This is a genomic window from Paraflavitalea sp. CAU 1676 (assembly GCF_029223285.1).
Lineage (GTDB): Bacteria > Bacteroidota > Bacteroidia > Chitinophagales > Chitinophagaceae > Paraflavitalea.
Genome location: NZ_JARHUJ010000003.1, coordinates 542,779 through 559,775, shown reverse-complemented (window position 1 = coordinate 559,775; position 16,997 = coordinate 542,779). Strand labels below are relative to the sequence as shown.

Sequence of the window (16,997 nt, the reverse complement as noted above, 5' to 3'; positions counted from 1 at the left end):
AAGATTAATTTAAATTGACCTTCCGGATTTCAACAAGGAGTCTCAAAGTATCGACAAATCATCTCATTTTTACAAATGGTAAAAAAGGAGAGGTCACCTTTCGATGACCTCTTTCGGATTGAACACCTTTAGAACCGCTTTTTAGGACGTTGAAGTTATTCGGTACGCAATGATTTAACAGGATTAGCCCTGGCTGCCCTCATCGCCTGAAATCCTACAGTAAGCAGCGCCATCCCAATGGCCGCCGCTCCTGCTGCTACAAACATCCAGCCGCTAAGCGCTGTGCGGTAGGCAAAGCCCTGCAGCCAGCCATGCATGAAATACCAGGCCAGCGGGCTGGCAATCAGCAAGGCGATCCCGATCAGCAGCACAATATCTTTGCAAAGCATCACCATAATACCGGGTACAGTGGCTCCTAAAACCTTTCGGATGCCGATCTCTTTGGTCCTTTTTTCCGTAGAAAAAATGGCCAGACCGAGCAGACCTAAACAAGAGATAAAAACAGTGATCCCCATCACCACATTGGTCAACCGTTCGGTCCGAAGATCGTCGGCATACATATTGGCGATGCTCTCGTCCAGGAAAGCATAGCTAAACGGCTGCCCGGGGAAAATGGCCTTCCAGGCCGTCTCCATATGGCCGATGAGGGTCTTCAACTCGCCGGCGGTCATATTCTTTGCGGCGATCTTAACCGCAATGGTGGTTTCCTGCGTGGGGTCGTGCCGGATGATGATTGGCCAGGTCGTCTTGTGAAAAGAGTTCTCATAGAAATCGGCCACCACGCCGGCTACCGGATAGGTTTCGAAGGGGCTGATGACCAACTCGTGTCCAATGGCTTTGCTCACATCGGAAAAGCCCAATGCGCGGGCACAAGCCTCACTGATCAGCAATTCCCTGGTATTGTCGCTTGGTAGCAAATTACGCCCCGCCACCAGCTTCATCTCATAAAAAGGCACGTAATCTTCATTGCCGTAATGATAGGAAATATTGATCGGCTTCTCATCGCTGTTTTTCAGTCCGCCGCCTTCGAATCCTCTATGGTCCTGTCCCATCGGCGACTTCCACTCTTTGATCACCTTCTCTACGCCAGCCAGTTGCCGGATCTTATTCGTCAGTACCGCTATCTTGCCCGGCTCTTCGGTAGCCCGTTGCCGGATCTGTGTTTTGTCCGACGAGAAACCCGTTCCGCTCATTCTGTTGTCATGCGGACGGCTGATCGTGAGGATCGCATCCGTTTTGAAACCAAGGTCCGCGCGCAGCGCGTACCGCAGCTGCGAGCCAATGACGACAGACGCTATAATGAACAACAGCGATATGGTAAATTGGAACACGATAAGTCCTCTGCGCAACACCCCTTTACCGCCGCCTGATGTCGCAGCGATGCCTTTCAGGGTCACCGTGGGCTGATAGTTTCCTAGTACTTTAGCCGGATAAAAGCCCGCCAGCAGTGTAGTCGCCACGATTACAAGCCCTAAAAATAAAAGTGTAGCACCATCCACCTGGAAATGAACGCCGGCTGGTATCAGATCAGCAAACCAGCTGAACACCGGCTTTACCATCAGCACCGCAAGGCCCACCGCTGCTACCGTCAACACCAGGGTTTCGGTAAAAAACTGCAAGGCGATGCCCGACTTGTTGCCACCCAGTACTTTTCGGACGCCGATCTCTCTCGCTCGTTGCATAGATTGGGCGGTGGACAAATTGACAAAATTCACAATAGCCAGTATAAGGATAAAGCCTGCCACGGCTATGAGCGTATACAAGACAGGTAGGCTGGCCTTTCTGCGGGTGCCACCATTTTCCTGGTGAAAATGGATGTCCGACAGCGGTTTCAAACGGGCGGCCAACGGTGGTTGAGAACCGTAGTGCCGTTTTGCAAAGGCCGTGAATTGTGCATCGATCTGTGATGGCTTTACGTCCTTTGCCAGTTTGATCATGACCTGGCTGGAACGATGGAATTGGTTCCAGGCATCCAGCTTTATCTCTTGCCGAAGGAAACTAACGGGGATGGTAGCATAAGAGATCCATTGGCCATAATCAACGTCACTGTTACTTGTCCAACCGGCAACGACGCCTGTAACAGTGACCATCAGCGAATCCTGATAATAAATGGTCTGGCCAATGACACTGTCCGGGTCAACATCGCCGAAGTATTTTCTGGCCTTATCCGCGGTAAGTACTACCGAGTTGGGCATTGTGAGCGCGGAGTTCGCATTTCCACTTAGCCACCGGTGGGGAAAAATATCGAAGTATTGTGGTTCCGCGATAGCCAGGCTGCCGTCGTCGTCAAAGCGTTGCGGTTCTTCCTGACGGTCACTTGGTATTGTTGCACTGGCAGAATAGGGCTGAATGGCGGCCACGCTCTGAAAGCCGGTCATTTCCTGGCGCATGGCGGCCGGCATAGGGCCAGGAACGCTATTCATATGGTTGCCATGCATCACAGCATCCACGCAAAAGATGCGGTCGCGGTCGGGGTGAAAGGTGTCAAAACTGAATTCGTAGCGCGTGATCAGGTATATGACCAGACAGGCACAGATACCCAACGCCAGGCCCAGCACATTGATGAGGCTATATATTTTATTGCGGACAAGGCTACGCCAGGCCACGATCCAATAGTTTTTCAGCATGAGGAGTTAATTTGGAGAAAACACGCCGGTAGCTGTTCAAACAGAATGCCGAACCAATATATACTTGATAAACAGTTTTTTATGGCCCATATAGGTATTCTTCGCTGTTCGGTTACGATACAAGAAGTGCCCGAATTAGAGACAAGGTAAGAAGTTCATGGCCCCTAATAGGCCGGAAGCCTCACCTTTGTCATTGATTAAGAGCTACACTTTTTGGGGTAAATTGCTATTACTCACTGACATTCTAAGAAATGAAGATAACTCATCCAATAATTGCTGACAGCGTTTCAGGATATGTTAAGGGGATTTTGGTAATTGAAAATTATCAAGGCAGAAAGCCTTTTACATTGCCCCTATTCGCTAACGGGACACCAACGCTTGTTTTTCAAACCACAAAAGGGCAACTTAAAAACCAATCCAACTACCTGACACTTTTTGGTCAGACAGTTTTACCCGACCAACTTTTTCTGGATGGAGAATTTACGCTTATTGCTTATTTCTTAACACCACAATCCCTGCCATCTTTGTTTGGCATTCGGGCAAACGAGTTGACAGACAATCCTGTTGACCTTAATTTGGTTGTAGGTAATTCAGCTTTGCAGGAACAATTGCTGAATGCAAAAACACTTAACAAAAAACTTTCTCTGCTTGATGATTATATCACAGGGTTAATTGCGAAAGCAAAGCTGGACACTAATAGGAGTAGATATGCAATAGAAAAGATTTTACAAAATCCAATCGGGAATATTCTAGCTCAGGTTCAAAGTGAGCTTTGTATGACTGAAAGATCGTTTCAGCGTTGGTTTGATAAGAATGTGGGCGTTTCGCCCAATCAATTTCGCAGAATAAGCCAATTCAATAAAGCATTTCAGCAATTGAACAACGGGCAATTCAAGAATCTTACTGATATAGCATTCAATAACGGTTATGCAGATCAAAGCCACTATATTAAGGTATTTAAAGAGTTTACCTTAATTACGCCGACTGAATATTTAAGTATCAGCAATGTTCAATAACCTATTTTGTCGGAACCGTTCTATTTTTCAAAGTTCGATACTTCTAGCTTTGTCAAAAAATAAAACAAATGCGTAAATTAATAATTACGGAATGGGTTTCATTAGACGGAATATTTGATGCAAGTTCAATGACTAAATGGTGGTTGCCATTTGACAGCATAAGCCGTCAGCAATATATCCAGGATACTATCAATAGTTGTGAGATTATGCTGTACGGAAGAAACACCTACGAAATGCTTTATCTTTATTGGTCTTCTTTCAAACACGATGAGCAAGGCGTTGCCAACAAATTAAACAACTGCAAAAAATATGTTGTGTCCTCAACACTAAAAAAAGCCCCTTGGGGTGATACCACTATTATCAGGAAAGATTTTATTAAAGAAATAGAGAAGGTTAAAAGGGAGGATGGCGGATATATTTTGGTTCAGGGAAGTTCCTCTCTTGTGAAGCCATTACTGGAAGCAGGGATAGTGGATGAATTGAAACTATTGATCAATCCTTCCATAGTTGGAAATGGGGAACGACTGTTTTTGGACGGGGTAAATTGCCATCTGCAGTTTTCAGATTTTAAGCAATTGGACAAAAACGTTATACTACTTACCTATAAAGTATAAAGTAAGGCCAATATTGAGGCGGAAGTCTGCCGGCGTAATTATTAAAAGCCCTGGAGATTAATATCGTCACTTTCCAGGATCTCTACTTTTTTCCCCATCTTTTTCTGGATGATGCCAAAATGATGCTGGTCATTAGGGCATATCAGCGAAACAGCCCTGCCCGAAATTCCTGCCCTGCCGGTTCGGCCGATTCGATGAATATAATCTTTGGGCGAACGTGGCAGCTCGTAGTTAATGACTATAGGCAATTGCTGAATATCAATACCCCGCGAAGCAAGATCAGACGCTACCAGTACCCGCAGCTTGCCTGCTTTAAAACGTTGCAGCGTTTCAAGACGGGCAGTCTGGCTCAAGTGGCCGTGCAAAGAAGCTGCCTGGATCTTATTTTTGATAAGTTTGCCGGTAAGGTTATCTGCCGTTCTTACGGCGGAAGTAAACACCAGCACCTGCTGCATACCTTCCTGCTTGATCAGGTAACGTAATAGCGGCCCTTTGCGTGCCTCGGTTACATGATAGGCAAGTTGTTCAATCAGTTCAATGCTCTGCTCTTCTTCTTCCACTTCAATCGTTACCGGCTGGTGCAGCAGGTGACGCTGCATATCCTTAATGTCTTCACTGGCAGTGGCAGAGAACAACAGGTTCTGGCGTTTGGCCGGCAGCAGCTGAAACACTTTATCCATCTCCTCTTTAAAGCCCAGGTCCAGCATTTTATCGGCTTCATCCAGCACCAGTATATCAACTTGTGACAAGTGTACGGCTTTATGGTCTATCAGATCAATCAATCGGCCCGGCGTAGCTATTAATATTTCGGTGCCATGCAGGGCCATCATTTGCGGGTTGATGGAAACACCACCATACACCGCCATTGTTTTTATCTTATTGGGGAGGTAAGCGCAGAAGGTTTTACAAACATCATTTACCTGTATAGCCAGCTCACGGGTGGGCACCATTACCAGTACCCGCACATGCCTGTCTTTCTTTTCTACCCGGCGCTGACATAATTCAAGTATAGGCAATACATAACCGGCCGTTTTGCCAGAGCCGGTTTTAGATATGCCGAGTATATCCTTTCCCTGTAAGATAGCTGGAATAGCCTGCTGCTGTACAGGCGTAGGCTGTGTAAATGACTGCTCGCCTGTTGCCTTTAATAACGGTGCAGATAAACCCAATGCGGAAAACGCCATCTTCTTTTTTCGCAAAGCTATAGTAATTACCGCGTTTTATGGTTTGTAAAGCAAGTGGAGAAAATCGGCTGATCGAGCGGCGTACAACCCAGGTTCACCCGCCACGCCAGGCCAATACATTGCATAAAAAAAGAGGTCATCTTTCGATGACCTCTCCCGGTGAACCCGCTGGGACTCGAACCCAGGGCCCCAACATTAAAAGTGTTGTGCTCTACCAACTGAGCTACGAGTTCTGACCATTTCCCTCTTAACTTAGTAACTGTCTCATTTTCAGGACCGTTATATCGTTGTTGGGAGTGCAAAAGTACGCGAAAAACAGATCGTACCAAATTTATTTTTCATTTTATTTTCACATGGTGTGGAAGAAAAATGCTTGTTTTTTTAAATTTTCCTGAAACGCAGAAGTGGCCTGATTTTCACAAGGCACCTAATTCTCCCATTTACAAAAAAATATTTTACAATTAAGTGAGTCACAGAAAATTAAACTCCCTAAAACGGAGGTCGCCAACAATTCCGGGTGTAAATTAGTTATGATTTCACGCTATGGATTATACCCGGGAATTCAGGAAGTTTATCAGTAGTCAGTATTTGTATGCAGGTGTGCGTATCACCGCCGGCGCCATCATTCCGGCCCTCATCCTAAATCATTTCGGGCTGCTTACCTCCATGATGGCCATACCGTTGGGCGCCCTCGTGGTAAGCACCACCGACACGCCTGGCCCGCCCCAGCACCGCCGCAACGGTATGGCCGTAAGTATTCTCCTCAACTTCATCATAGTCGTCATCGTCGGCCTTACCCGCCACTCGCCCTGGCTCGTAGGTATCGAGATCGTCGTGTTTGGCATTTTCTTTTCGCTGGTCGGCGTATACGGAAACCGGGTCAATGCCATTGGCCTGATCGCCCTGCTCGTGTTCATATTCAACATCGACAGCCACCTGGCTTCGAGCAATATCTGGCGCGATGCCGCCTGGTTTACCGTCGGCGGCGCCTGGTATGCCTTGCTCAGTCTCACCCTCTATACCCTGAGGCCCTTTAAACCTATTCAGCAATTGCTGGGGGAAAATTTGATGGAGATCGCCGATTACCTCCGGGTGAAGGCTGCTTTTTATGATCGTGAAAGAGACAACGAGCACCTTTACCGCGAGCTGATGCGCATCCAGGTATCGGCACACCTGCACCAGGACGAACTGCGCGAAATGCTGTTCCGTGCCCGCCGTGTTATGTTCGAATCTACCAGCAAAGGGCGCATCCTGATGATGATGTTCCTCGACAGCATGGACCTTTTCGAACGTATCATGACCACGCAACAGGACTATGAGGCCCTGCACAAAGAGTTTGACGATACCGAAATACTCCAGGTCTATCACCGGATGATCATGATGGCCTCGGACGAATTGCACCGCATCGGCCTGGCGGTACAAGAGGGCCTGCCTTACCGGGACGATAATTCCCTCGACGCTGCCTTTAAAGAAACCAGCGATACCTTTTTTGCCCATCGGGACAAACAGCTGAATCCCCACACCATCGAAGGGCTTATCAAACTACGGCATATCCTGTACAGCGTCGAAGACCTGGTGGAGCGGATAGGCGTGCTGGCCCATTATTCTACTTATGACCGGAGTATCAGCAAAACCAAAAATATCGATCCCGATCGCCTGGAAGAACAGGACAATGCCGGGCAGGAATTCAACATCCGCCTCCTGGTCGACAACCTCAGTCTGCAGTCATCCCATTTCAGGCACGCCATCCGGGTAACCCTGGCTATGATGATTGGTTATATCATTTCGCTCCTGTACCCCCTGGGCCATGGCTACTGGATATTGCTCACCATTGTTACCATCCTCAAACCGGCTTACAGCATAACCCGGCAGCGTAATTTTCAAAGGTTGACAGGCACGCTTATCGGTGCAGCCTTTTCGTTTGGCGTGTTGTATTTTATCAAAGACACCACTGCACAATTCATCATCATGCTCGTGGCCATGATCCTGGCTTACAGCTACCTCAAATTGAATTACCTCGTAGGTTCAGCAGGTATTACAACTTATGTGGTGCTGAGTTTTCACTTTATGAATCCCAGCGGCCTTACCGATGTGTTGCAGGACAGAATCGTGGATACGGGCATAGGCTCGCTCATTGCCTGGCTTGTTTCAACATTTGTATTGCCTTTGTGGGAGCATGAGCAAATAGAACCCTTCATTCAAAAGTCACTGCAGGCCAGCCGTCATTACTTCAATATAGTTTCGGCGTTCTTTAACGGTCAGTCACCGGCCAATAACAATTACCGGTTGGCGCGGAAGGAAGCCTTTGTGGCACTCGCGAACATGTCGGATCATTTTCAGCGGATGCTCTCCGAACCTAAGAACAAGCAACCAGGCTTGCCGCAATACCACCAGTTTGTTGCCACCAGTCATTTACTCAATGCGCATATAGCTTCTCTGTCATACTATGCACAGCGATCGGCGGCGCAATACGCATCGCCCGATTTTGCGCCGCTTACAAAACAGGTCGATGACCAGTTTCAAAATGCGGAGAACGTGCTCGACAACCAGGCGATCATCAAGATCGACCAAAAAGCCAGTGAGTATCCCATACGTGCCAGGCTGCAACAGTTATTGGAACAAAGAAGGCAGGAAATGCAGCCAGGGGCGGATAAACCGGAGAAATCGGTGCGTAAAACGTTGTCCGACCTCAAGGCGATCACCGATCAGTTCCAGTTGATCTACTCTATCACTACCGAACAAGTGAAAATAATTGAGAAACTACGAAGAGTGGAATAACCATAATTCCTTAATTTTAATTCCGCTTTAATCTTTGCAGAAATACCATTACACCTTAAGCTATGATTACCTACCAATGGGCCGGTCGCGTCCAGCAAAGACCGGCAATGTTTCTAGGCGCTACTGATTTTTCAGGCTTTCAGCAGTTATTGGAATACCTATTTGAAGAACTGATCGAACTGGCACGTCCTGGCATAACGCTTGAGTTTGCGTTTGGACAGGAAGAATTGATCATCAAGGTCACGCATATCGACGCCGCGCATTTTATTCATCAATTGAACAGACTGGAAGACCTGGGTAACCACCAGAATATGGGCGTAGGAGTAGCGCTCACCTTAAGCAATAAATTTAAGATCGAGGTCATCAACGACGGGGCTAAACTGATCCTCTGCGGCAGTAGAGGAAAGTACGACCTGGCGGGTGCTTCCACCCATGAAACAGGAAGCAGGATCATGATCTCCATGATCCCGGACAAAGAAGTCTTTACATTCGGCGCCATCAATTATCAGCACATCAATATTCTTTTACGCAAACTGGCCTATCTCAACCCTGGTGTCAAGATCATTAGCGTGGAAGACAAAGGGGCGTTTCAGTGTAACGTATTCTGCTATAAAGAAGGCCTTTCGGGCCAACTGGAGTATCTGCTTTCGCAAAAAGACCTTCGCAAACCGGTCGGCAAATTGAATATGAGCCGTACGGTCGACGGGTATGTATACCAGGTGAGCTGCTGCTATGAAGATTGGGGGCGTACCGACAGCTATATAGAATCATACGTGAATAACCATCAAACACACTGCGGCGGATCGTTGGTGGACGGGGTACTCGCCGGACTTTCGTCGGCCATTCAAAAGCTGGCAGCAGAAAAAGGGGAAGCGGAAATCGAAGCGGGCCCCGAGAAGATAGCCCGCGGGCTGGTATTGACGGCCGCCATCCGGGGAAACGACTTCCATTACGCAGGTTCCGTACGCCATCAATTGGATATGCCCGAAATCGAGGACACCGCCCGCGACCTCGTATTCGAGTTGATGTACGACTACCTGCGGCGACACAGCGAGGAAGGCGACACCATATTGAAGCGATTCAGGAAGCAGGGAGAAAATTGAGGCAGTAGAGAGGTGTATTGCGAAGGCTGCAAAATGCTATATTTGTAACCGATCCTGCATGAATATCTACACTGCGTTACAAATCGGCGAACACCACATTCATCATTGCGAAGATTATTATTTTGTTGAACAGCTTGGGAGCGACCATCTTATTGCAGCCGTCATGGATGGGTGCACCATGGGTACCGACAGTTATTTCGCTTCCACTTTAACGGGTAAACTGCTTCGAAAGATCGTGAAGCAAAGAAGCTATCTCTCATTGTACGGTCGACAGCAAGAGCCAGATTCGCCAGAAGATCTGTTGAGATCTGTGTTGGCTGAGTTGTTTAAGGACCTGGCCGACCTGAAAAGCAGGTTGTTATTGAATCAGGACGAATTATTGACGACTTTGATTCTCCTTGTCTTAAATCAACGCACAGGACAAGGTGTAATACTAACGGTAGGAGACGGTGTGATTGCCGTGAATGGTACCATCACCGAATATGATCAGGACAACAAGCCAGATTACATCGGATTTCACCTGGCAGAAGATTTTGAAAGCTGGTATGGGAAGCAGGTTCAAAAAATATTTATGAATGAATGCAGGGATGTGTCCATTGCTACTGATGGTATTGGCCTGTTTACCAGGATCAATTCCCTGGAAAATCCCTCTATCGATCCCGTAACTTTCCTTTTGGCTAACACCGAACAATCCGAAAACCCCGACATGCTGGAATTGAAATTGAAGAAGCTCGAACATCAGTTTGGATTAAAGCCGGGAGATGATTTTGCGATTGTACGGATCGTGCATCCAGGCCCGGCCGGAAAGATTGTCTAATTGAATACATTTGCATTTTTACCAATGCCATTCGCCCCATGCAACAATCACTTGCTCGTATAGCCCTCGTGGTAAATGACTACGATGAAGCCATCGAATTTTATACCAAGAAATTACATTTTACGCTAATAGAGGACACCGTCATGTCGCCCACCAAACGTTGGGTAGTGGTGGCGCCGCCCGGTTCCGATGGCTGTTGTCTGCTCCTGGCCAAAGCGGCCAGCGACGAGCAGCAAAGCAGGGTAGGGAACCAAACCGGCGGAAGGGTCTTTCTCTTCCTGTATACCGACAACCTCGACCGGGATCATGCCAACCTGCTGCAACACAATATCACCATCATACGCCAGCCCGTCGTGGAAACCTGGGGGAAAGTGCTGGTCTTTGCCGACCTCTACAGCAACTTGTGGGACCTGATAGAGCCGGCACAAGGAAAATAATGTCAGCCACTAATGGTAACAAAGGGTTCAATCGTCTTACTTATGGGAAATAAACACCCATACCGAATGACTATGCGCTTTGCACATTTTTTGCCGTCCCTGGCCTGCTTCACCATCCTGGTTATCGTATCCTGCAACCCAGCCCGCAAATCGGGCCATGCAATCGGTAAGGGCCGGGATGCCAAAGGCACAGCCGCCGCTACTGCCCAGCCGGCCAGTGCCTGCGGCGAAAAAGTAAAGTTTTATGGAGAGAAGGTCCTGTCAGTCAAGACCGGCAAGTTAATGGACATACAAACGGAGATTACCCTGGATCCGGCGGCAAAACTGTTGACATTCAGCGGACAGGAGCCCGGAGAAGAGAAAGTGACTTTCGATACCGATCTTGAGACGATCGAATGCCATTTCAATGGCGACTTTACAGTCGGGTGGGCGCTCTACAGCGGCAACATCAAACAGAAAGATGGGAGACTCACTAAATCCATTGTCAAGCTGGAAGCCAAAGATGGCATGCTGCAGTTTTCCAACGGAGATACTGAAAAAGAAAGCGAGCTGGTTATCAATGTGGCTAAATGGGAGATCATCGAACCCGGAAAATAGAAAACTTTAACATACAGGGCCACCACACCCTTGCCGGAGTTTTGTACATTACCGTTACAAATCCTCCTGCATGCGGTACCTGCTCTTCTGCTTATGCTGTATTCCTGCAACCATGGCCTGCGCTAACGACACCAGCTACCTGAAAGTTCATTTTCTGTATGGTTCAAGACCCGCAAAAGACTATAAGGAAACAGAATCCAAATGGTTTGGCGGTACCCTCGGCGGTCATGTAGGTATTGAAATAGACAGTAACCGTATCCTCAACTTCCTGCCCAGCGGCGATTTCCATGTGTTCAAACGCAAGATGGACTTTCACAGCACCTATGCCGTCCACGATGAAACCAGCTTCTATGCCCTCCTCGGCGGCGATGCCGACAGCATGAAAAGAACCGTTGTATACATCCCTGTAGAGACCTGGCAAAAACAAAAGTTCGATAGCATAGCTACCGCCTACCTGGCTCAAACGCCCTACGACTATGCCCTTGTTGGCATGCGCTGCGGTTCGGCAGCCTATGAGATACTGGGCCAGCTCGATATCCTGAAAAGCTACCCGCGCAAAAAGACGGCCCTCAAAATATTCTACCCCAAAAAACTCCGCAAGCGCCTGCTCAAAAAAGCCAAAGACAATGAATGGCTCGTTGTGAGGCAGGTGGGTTCGGATAGAAGACGCTGGGAACAGGATTGAGTCCGTATCTTTAAGGGAAAAGGTCAACCAATTTATTGCAAGCAATGAGTTCAACAATCGCCGAAACCGAACGCCTCCTGGTCCGGGAATTTAATACTGCAGATTCGCCTTTCGTATTGGAACTGCTCAATGAACCAGCCTGGCTGCAGTTCATAGGCGATAAGAAAGTGCGTACGCTCGACGATGCTGTTCAATACATCCGCAATGTACCGCTTAAGAGCTACCGCGACGATGGTTATGGACTTTGGCTCGTTCAGCGCAAAAGCGATCAACTGGCCATAGGCATGTGCGGCCTCATCAAACGCGAAGCCCTGCAATATGAAGACATCGGCTTTGCCTACCTGGCCGCCTACAATGGTATGGGGTATGCCTACGAAGCCGCAACGGCAGTACTCGAATACGCCAAACGACAGTTGCAATTGAAACACATACTCGCCATCACCAACAAGGACAATACCCGTTCCATAAAGCTGCTCGAAAAGCTGGGGCTTACTTACCAGCGCCTCATCACGATGCCCGGCGAGCAAACGCCCATCGTTTTGATGGGAGCGCACCTCCACGGCGGGTGATGCGGCCGTTCGTCACGTTGAACACATGACCTTCAGCGAATTGCTGCGACTGGCTACCATTCTATTCCATAATTGCTTATTTTTGTTTGACTTAACCGGATATTATGCAGGATGCAATCATAGAACTGAAGCACGCAAATATTTATCAGGGCACCAATCTCGTATTACAGGATGTAAACCTCCGGGTACAAAAAGGTGAATTCGTGTACCTCGTGGGGAAGACCGGTACCGGAAAATCAAGCCTGCTCAAAACCCTCTACGGCGATCTGCACCTCAAAGAAGGCGACTGCAGTGTGGTGGGCTTTAATCTCCGGGAAATGGATTGGAAAAAAGTACCCTTCCTGCGCCGCAACCTCGGGGTGGTATTCCAGGATTTCCAATTGCTCATGGACCGCAATGTCAATGATAACCTCAAGTTTGTATTGCGCGCTACCGGCTGGAAGGACGAAAAGCTCATGGATGAAAAGATCACCGACGTACTGGATAAAGTAGGGCTTAAATCCAAAGGGTTCAAAATGCCGTTCGAGCTGAGTGGTGGCGAACAACAAAGGGTGGATGTAGCACGGGCGCTGCTCAATTCGCCTAAACTTATCCTGGCCGATGAGCCTACCGGTAACCTCGATCCCGAAACCTCCGACGAGATCATGCAACTGCTGTTCCACATCAGCCGCGATTATGGCACCGCCATCGTCATGGCTACCCATGATTATATCGTGATCAACAAGTTCCCTGCCCGTATGGTGCGTACCGAACGCGGCCGGGTCATCGACAATGCTAGCATCGATATGGTATGATATCTGTCCTGATACCCGTATATAACCAGGATGTAAAAATATTGATAGCCCGGCTGAGTGCCGGGCTTTCCCATTTAGAAAACGGCGGTGAGATCATCGTAATGGACGATGGATCGGAAGTACACACGCTGGAGGACAATGAGTCCATTACCTCCTTGCCGGGTGTTCGCTACATACCACTGCATAAAAACTACGGTCGCCTCAAAGTACGACAGTTCCTCGCCAAAGAAGCGGCAGGGGAGTGGCTGCTCTTCCTCGATGGAGACAGCGTTATCGATTCAGGCCTGTTTGTCCGCCAATACGAAAAAGCCATTGGCCAGCAGCCTGCAGCCATTGTGGGGGGCAGAACATATACTACCACGCCCCCGGAAAATTGCCAGTTGCACCTGCATTGGCAGTACGGTACGCATAGAGAAAGCCGGCATCCCGGCAAAAAGCACCAGCCCGCTTTCATGACCAATAATTTCATGATACCAGCCTGGATATTCAACCAGCTGAAGATTGGCGCTCAGTGGGAAGGGTATGGACACGAAGATACCTGGATCGGCATCCTGCTCGAGCAGGCGGGTATACCGGTAGTGCCTATCGATAATCCTGTGCTGCACGACGGACTGGAAACTGCCGGAAAGTTCATCGAAAAATCGAAAGACGCCCTCGCGAATCTCTCGAAGATCAGCACTACCATTCCGGAAGAAGATCTCACACGTCATGTGAAGCTTTTTCGGGTGCACCAGGCATTAAAAAAATGGCGCCTCACGTGGGCGCCGGTATGGATCAATAAATTGTTGGAAAGGTATGTACTTCGAAACCTGCATAGCTGCCATCCCTCCCTAAGGCTATTCGATCTCTACAGGCTGGCTTATTTTTCCCGCCTTCAGCAGCAGAAAGCTGGCAGCCACAGACCATAAATGCCGGAAAACAGGGAATACTACGAGTGGCAACCTCCGCCACAGCAACTATGATCTTCTCCTTCCTTTTGCCAGATAATGCCCATCAGCTGGCGGGTAAGCTGCCCCTGGTTCAGGAAGGGGTGGAGGATCTCCTGCCGCAGCTTTAATTCATGCTCGTCGAAAGGCTGGTGATAAAGTTGAATGATGATCGATTGGAAGGCTTCGGGCGTAGTAGCTACGTGACAGGCTGTGTCGAGTCCCGAGCTGCTCACCATAGTGGGGTTCACCACACAATGTCGTCCGCCAAATAATGCATTGAGGAGTTTTACCGAGCGGCTTTTGCGACAGAAGGAAGGGAGCACATTGATCTGCGCCTTGCGGATCAGGTCACGCATTTCCTTGGCCGAGGGATTTGCGATCAGGCAGGCATGCCCGTGCAGGTCCACTTCACGCTGCAAACGTGGCGAAGGATGCTTACCGGCGATAATAAAAGGTACATCGATCTTGTTGAATATATTATTCAGCAGCCAGATGGCGGCTTCTTCATTTTCTTCTACCGAAAGGTTGCCGTGGTACAGGCAAAAACAACCAATGCCGGTTTCCGCTTCTATGGAGGTAAATGGCAGCATCGGAGGCAGGCACACCACATTACGGGCATGCAGCTTCTGCCGGTAAATGGCAACATCTTTCTCCGACAGCGCCAGGAAGATCGCCTTATCGGCAATGTTCTTCTCGTAATTTTTGAGCAAGCGGCTCTCGTGGTGGTAATAGATCTTTTTAAGCGGTTGCAATACCGTGGTCGTTTTGCACAACTGTTCGTAGTACTCGTGCTCCACATTCATCAGCCGCACGAAGATCTGCCGGTCATCGAACCGATCGTCGTTCAGCAGGTAGGTACATTGAATACCTTGTAATAGAATGGGGTGATTGTCCTGCAGCAATTTCTCGCGCAACTGGTTGCACGAACGCGAGGCCACGATATAAGGAAGTTTGGGAGAGATACATTTATGACCACTCAGCCGCTGGTAATAGTGAACGGCTTCGCAATACTGGTCGAGCTCCGGCTGCTGGCCCTTGCCATCATCAAAACAATGGAGTTGCACTTTTACGCCAGCTTCGTGCAGGGCCTTTACAGTACAAAAAACATCTATCACACCACCGTAATCTACCGGGTAGGGAACGTCAGACGAAACAATATGTAAGTGCTTTTCCAAAATACAATGCTCAGCTAATCGATGAATAAAAAGCAATCAGTTTCTTTTCTTCCTGTTGCCAATTAAAAACAGTTCTCGCAGCGAGGCAGTTTTGTTGTAATTCCCTGTACAATTGTTCGTCATTTAACAATCTGTTAAGTTGAACGGCAATACTGTTCGGGGACAGATCGTTAATTAGAACAGCAATTGGATACTGATTGTTTATTTCCCGGTAAACCGGATAATCCACAGCCAATTGTGGAATTCCTGCCTGCATATAGTCAAAGAAACGGTTCGCGAGCGAATAATAATTACTCAGCCCCTTATTTTCAAACAAAGTCACGCCGATCCAGGCATTAACGGTATATCCACATAATTCTTGTGGCAACACCCGTCCTTTGAAAATGACCTTTTCGGCCAATCCATGTTCCGCTACCAGCGCCCTGGCCTGGGCCATAAAGTTGCCATCTCCACAAATAATGAGTTTGGCGTCCACCTGCGCCATGGCCGGGATCAGCGTCTCAAAACTCCGTCCCTCGTTCACCCAGCCCTGGTAAAGAACGTATTTTTCGACCTTATCAGGGACATTGAGTTCTTGCAGCACCGGAACATTTCTCACTACTTCATAATCAACCTGATAATTATCCTTAAACACCTGGGCGATCGGTTGGTTCACCGTATAGCCTGTCTTGAACCGGGGTACGGCAAAACGCTCCACCCGTTTCCAAAGCCGGTATATCACCGGCCGGGTTACCACCTCTTTCATTTCGCAAAACAGCTCATGCGCATCATAAACCCGGGGAATCCTCTTAAGTACCGATACCCAATAGCAAGGTAGGATAGTGTCCAGATCGACCGCGCAAATGACGTCTATTTTATTGAATATCAGAAAGAAAAACAGCCTTATATTATATTCAATGTAAAACCCTTTTCCCTTGGTGAAAAAGCAGCGGAGCCGTCTCTGCCGGAAGGGCTGCTTCACCAGCGGAACCGAACCTGGCATGTGCCTCCCGATCAACGTGACCGCGTAACCTGCCCGGCTCAGCGATGTGCAGATGCGGATCATGCGCTGATCATAATTAAGGTCATTGGTGACGGGAAAAACAAGTTGCTTCATGCAGGCAGTAGAACGCTGGTTTTTAGTTCTTTTTAAAGGTATTTGGGCCGGCGGTATTCCATATCTTTGCCGCCCCCGTTCGATCTGGATAAGAAAAAAAACGGACAGGCAAGATATTGAAATCACGATTAATTCCATACCTTTGCCGCCAAATTATAGAAGAAGTAAAAATTTGGATGTTTAAAAAAAATTGAGATGCCGTATTTAACTAAAGAAAAAGTATCTGATATCTTCACGCAGTATGGTGGAACAGCTGGCAACACTGGTTCTATCGAAGGACAAATTGCTTTGATGACTGAGCGCATCAACGGAATTTCCGCACACCTCAGACAAAACAAGCATGATTTCTCTACTCAGCGTGGATTGATGAGACTGGTAGGTCAGCGCAAACGCCTGCTGAACTATCTGAGCAAGCATAACCTCCAGGGTTATCGCGCACTGATCGAGAAACTCGGAATCAGAAAATAATCAGAACACGCTCTAAGATATTATTCCCAACTGAAGTTTATCGGTTGGGAATACTTGTTTTACTGATATTCTGGTTCGACGCCAAAAAATGTATTTTAAACCGGTTGC

17 protein-coding genes and 1 tRNA gene are annotated in these 16,997 nt (G+C 48.1%); 13 read left to right on the top strand and 5 right to left on the bottom strand.

Annotated elements, in window-relative coordinates:
• Nucleotides 1–155: 155 nt before the first annotated feature.
• The gene (locus P2H89_RS11245) at nucleotides 156–2,627 is read right to left on the bottom strand and encodes an ABC transporter permease (protein WP_275826838.1); all 2,472 of its coding nucleotides are present in this window, start codon (nucleotides 2,625–2,627) and stop codon (nucleotides 156–158) included.
• 251 nt (nucleotides 2,628–2,878) lie between these two features.
• Here P2H89_RS11245 and P2H89_RS11240 point away from each other — a divergent pair, with 251 nt between their 5' ends.
• Together P2H89_RS11240 and P2H89_RS11235 are read left to right on the top strand one after the other, a co-directional pair.
• Nucleotides 2,879–3,643 carry an AraC family transcriptional regulator gene (locus P2H89_RS11240; protein ID WP_275826837.1) on the top strand — a complete coding sequence of 255 codons (765 nt, stop codon included), beginning with the start codon at nucleotides 2,879–2,881 and terminating at the stop codon, nucleotides 3,641–3,643.
• A 68-nt stretch (nucleotides 3,644–3,711) separates the two neighbouring features.
• On the top strand, nucleotides 3,712–4,257 hold the full coding sequence (locus P2H89_RS11235) for a dihydrofolate reductase family protein (protein WP_275826836.1): 546 nt from the start codon (nucleotides 3,712–3,714) through the stop codon (nucleotides 4,255–4,257).
• A 41-nt stretch (nucleotides 4,258–4,298) separates the two neighbouring features.
• Here P2H89_RS11235 and P2H89_RS11230 read toward each other — a convergent pair whose 3' ends face one another.
• A complete protein-coding gene (locus P2H89_RS11230; RefSeq protein ID WP_275826835.1) occupies nucleotides 4,299–5,456 on the bottom strand; it encodes a DEAD/DEAH box helicase in 1,158 nt (385 codons plus the stop codon).
• 145 nt (nucleotides 5,457–5,601) lie between these two features.
• Nucleotides 5,602–5,674 (bottom strand) — tRNA-Lys (locus P2H89_RS11225).
• A gap of 310 nt (nucleotides 5,675–5,984) precedes the next feature.
• On the opposite strand from P2H89_RS11225, the gene P2H89_RS11220 reads away from it, so the two are divergent.
• The 9 genes from P2H89_RS11220 to P2H89_RS11180 all read left to right on the top strand — a co-directional run bounded on the left by P2H89_RS11220 (nucleotide 5,985) and on the right by P2H89_RS11180 (nucleotide 14,129).
• Nucleotides 5,985–8,219 (top strand): FUSC family membrane protein, encoded by a 2,235-nt coding sequence (locus P2H89_RS11220; RefSeq protein WP_275826834.1) that lies wholly within the window; start codon nucleotides 5,985–5,987, stop codon nucleotides 8,217–8,219.
• A 62-nt stretch (nucleotides 8,220–8,281) separates the two neighbouring features.
• Entirely contained in the window at nucleotides 8,282–9,322 is a 1,041-nt protein-coding gene (locus P2H89_RS11215; RefSeq protein ID WP_275826833.1) for a hypothetical protein, read from the top strand.
• Nucleotides 9,323–9,380: 58 nt separating this feature from the next.
• On the top strand, nucleotides 9,381–10,139 hold the full coding sequence (locus P2H89_RS11210) for a protein phosphatase 2C domain-containing protein (RefSeq protein WP_275826832.1): 759 nt from the start codon (nucleotides 9,381–9,383) through the stop codon (nucleotides 10,137–10,139).
• 38 nt (nucleotides 10,140–10,177) lie between these two features.
• Nucleotides 10,178–10,576: a VOC family protein gene (locus tag P2H89_RS11205; RefSeq protein WP_275826831.1), complete on the top strand. Its 399-nt coding sequence runs from the start codon at nucleotides 10,178–10,180 to the stop codon at nucleotides 10,574–10,576.
• Nucleotides 10,577–10,648: 72 nt separating this feature from the next.
• Entirely contained in the window at nucleotides 10,649–11,173 is a 525-nt protein-coding gene (locus tag P2H89_RS11200) for a hypothetical protein (protein ID WP_275826830.1), read from the top strand.
• Between the two features lie 70 nt (nucleotides 11,174–11,243).
• Nucleotides 11,244–11,858: a hypothetical protein gene (locus P2H89_RS11195; RefSeq protein ID WP_275826829.1), complete on the top strand. Its 615-nt coding sequence runs from the start codon at nucleotides 11,244–11,246 to the stop codon at nucleotides 11,856–11,858.
• A 44-nt stretch (nucleotides 11,859–11,902) separates the two neighbouring features.
• Entirely contained in the window at nucleotides 11,903–12,427 is a 525-nt protein-coding gene (locus P2H89_RS11190) for a GNAT family N-acetyltransferase (RefSeq protein WP_275826828.1), read from the top strand.
• 104 nt (nucleotides 12,428–12,531) lie between these two features.
• Entirely contained in the window at nucleotides 12,532–13,221 is a 690-nt protein-coding gene (locus P2H89_RS11185; protein ID WP_275826827.1) for an ATP-binding cassette domain-containing protein, read from the top strand.
• On the top strand, nucleotides 13,218–14,129 hold the full coding sequence (locus tag P2H89_RS11180) for a glycosyltransferase family 2 protein (RefSeq protein WP_275826826.1): 912 nt from the start codon (nucleotides 13,218–13,220) through the stop codon (nucleotides 14,127–14,129). The genes P2H89_RS11185 and P2H89_RS11180 overlap by 4 nt, the downstream gene beginning before the upstream one ends.
• Nucleotides 14,130–14,149: 20 nt before the next feature.
• Here the strand turns inward: P2H89_RS11180 and P2H89_RS11175 are convergent, their stop codons facing one another.
• The gene (locus P2H89_RS11175) at nucleotides 14,150–15,325 is read right to left on the bottom strand and encodes a glycosyltransferase (RefSeq protein WP_275826825.1); all 1,176 of its coding nucleotides are present in this window, start codon (nucleotides 15,323–15,325) and stop codon (nucleotides 14,150–14,152) included.
• A 10-nt stretch (nucleotides 15,326–15,335) separates the two neighbouring features.
• Entirely contained in the window at nucleotides 15,336–16,421 is a 1,086-nt protein-coding gene (locus tag P2H89_RS11170; RefSeq protein ID WP_275826824.1) for a glycosyltransferase, read from the bottom strand.
• On the opposite strand from P2H89_RS11170, the gene P2H89_RS11165 reads away from it, so the two are divergent.
• The gene (locus tag P2H89_RS11165; protein ID WP_275826823.1) at nucleotides 16,420–16,605 is read left to right on the top strand and encodes a hypothetical protein; all 186 of its coding nucleotides are present in this window, start codon (nucleotides 16,420–16,422) and stop codon (nucleotides 16,603–16,605) included. The two genes, P2H89_RS11170 and P2H89_RS11165, sit on opposite strands and share 2 nt — an antisense overlap.
• Before the next feature lie 11 nt (nucleotides 16,606–16,616).
• Nucleotides 16,617–16,889, top strand: a complete 273-nt coding sequence (gene rpsO / locus P2H89_RS11160) for a 30S ribosomal protein S15 (RefSeq protein WP_275826822.1) — start codon at nucleotides 16,617–16,619, stop codon at nucleotides 16,887–16,889.
• Nucleotides 16,890–16,997: the final 108 nt, after the last annotated feature.

Excerpts from the sequence above, each read along its gene's own strand:
- P2H89_RS11245 (WP_275826838.1), bottom strand. The coding sequence starts at position 2,627 with ATGCTGAAAAACTATTGGATCGTGGCCTGGCGTAGCCTTGTCCGCAAT.
- P2H89_RS11240 (WP_275826837.1), top strand. The coding sequence starts at position 2,879 with ATGAAGATAACTCATCCAATAATTGCTGACAGCGTTTCAGGATATGTT.
- P2H89_RS11235 (WP_275826836.1), top strand. The coding sequence starts at position 3,712 with ATGCGTAAATTAATAATTACGGAATGGGTTTCATTAGACGGAATATTT.
- P2H89_RS11220 (WP_275826834.1), top strand. The coding sequence starts at position 5,985 with ATGGATTATACCCGGGAATTCAGGAAGTTTATCAGTAGTCAGTATTTG.
- P2H89_RS11215 (WP_275826833.1), top strand. The coding sequence starts at position 8,282 with ATGATTACCTACCAATGGGCCGGTCGCGTCCAGCAAAGACCGGCAATG.
- P2H89_RS11210 (WP_275826832.1), top strand. The coding sequence starts at position 9,381 with ATGAATATCTACACTGCGTTACAAATCGGCGAACACCACATTCATCAT.
- P2H89_RS11205 (WP_275826831.1), top strand. The coding sequence starts at position 10,178 with ATGCAACAATCACTTGCTCGTATAGCCCTCGTGGTAAATGACTACGAT.
- P2H89_RS11200 (WP_275826830.1), top strand. The coding sequence starts at position 10,649 with ATGCGCTTTGCACATTTTTTGCCGTCCCTGGCCTGCTTCACCATCCTG.
- P2H89_RS11195 (WP_275826829.1), top strand. The coding sequence starts at position 11,244 with ATGCGGTACCTGCTCTTCTGCTTATGCTGTATTCCTGCAACCATGGCC.
- P2H89_RS11190 (WP_275826828.1), top strand. The coding sequence starts at position 11,903 with ATGAGTTCAACAATCGCCGAAACCGAACGCCTCCTGGTCCGGGAATTT.
- P2H89_RS11185 (WP_275826827.1), top strand. The coding sequence starts at position 12,532 with ATGCAGGATGCAATCATAGAACTGAAGCACGCAAATATTTATCAGGGC.
- P2H89_RS11180 (WP_275826826.1), top strand. The coding sequence starts at position 13,218 with ATGATATCTGTCCTGATACCCGTATATAACCAGGATGTAAAAATATTG.
- P2H89_RS11165 (WP_275826823.1), top strand. The coding sequence starts at position 16,420 with ATGCAGGCAGTAGAACGCTGGTTTTTAGTTCTTTTTAAAGGTATTTGG.
- P2H89_RS11170 (WP_275826824.1), bottom strand. The coding sequence starts at position 16,421 with ATGAAGCAACTTGTTTTTCCCGTCACCAATGACCTTAATTATGATCAG.
- rpsO (WP_275826822.1), top strand. The coding sequence starts at position 16,617 with ATGCCGTATTTAACTAAAGAAAAAGTATCTGATATCTTCACGCAGTAT.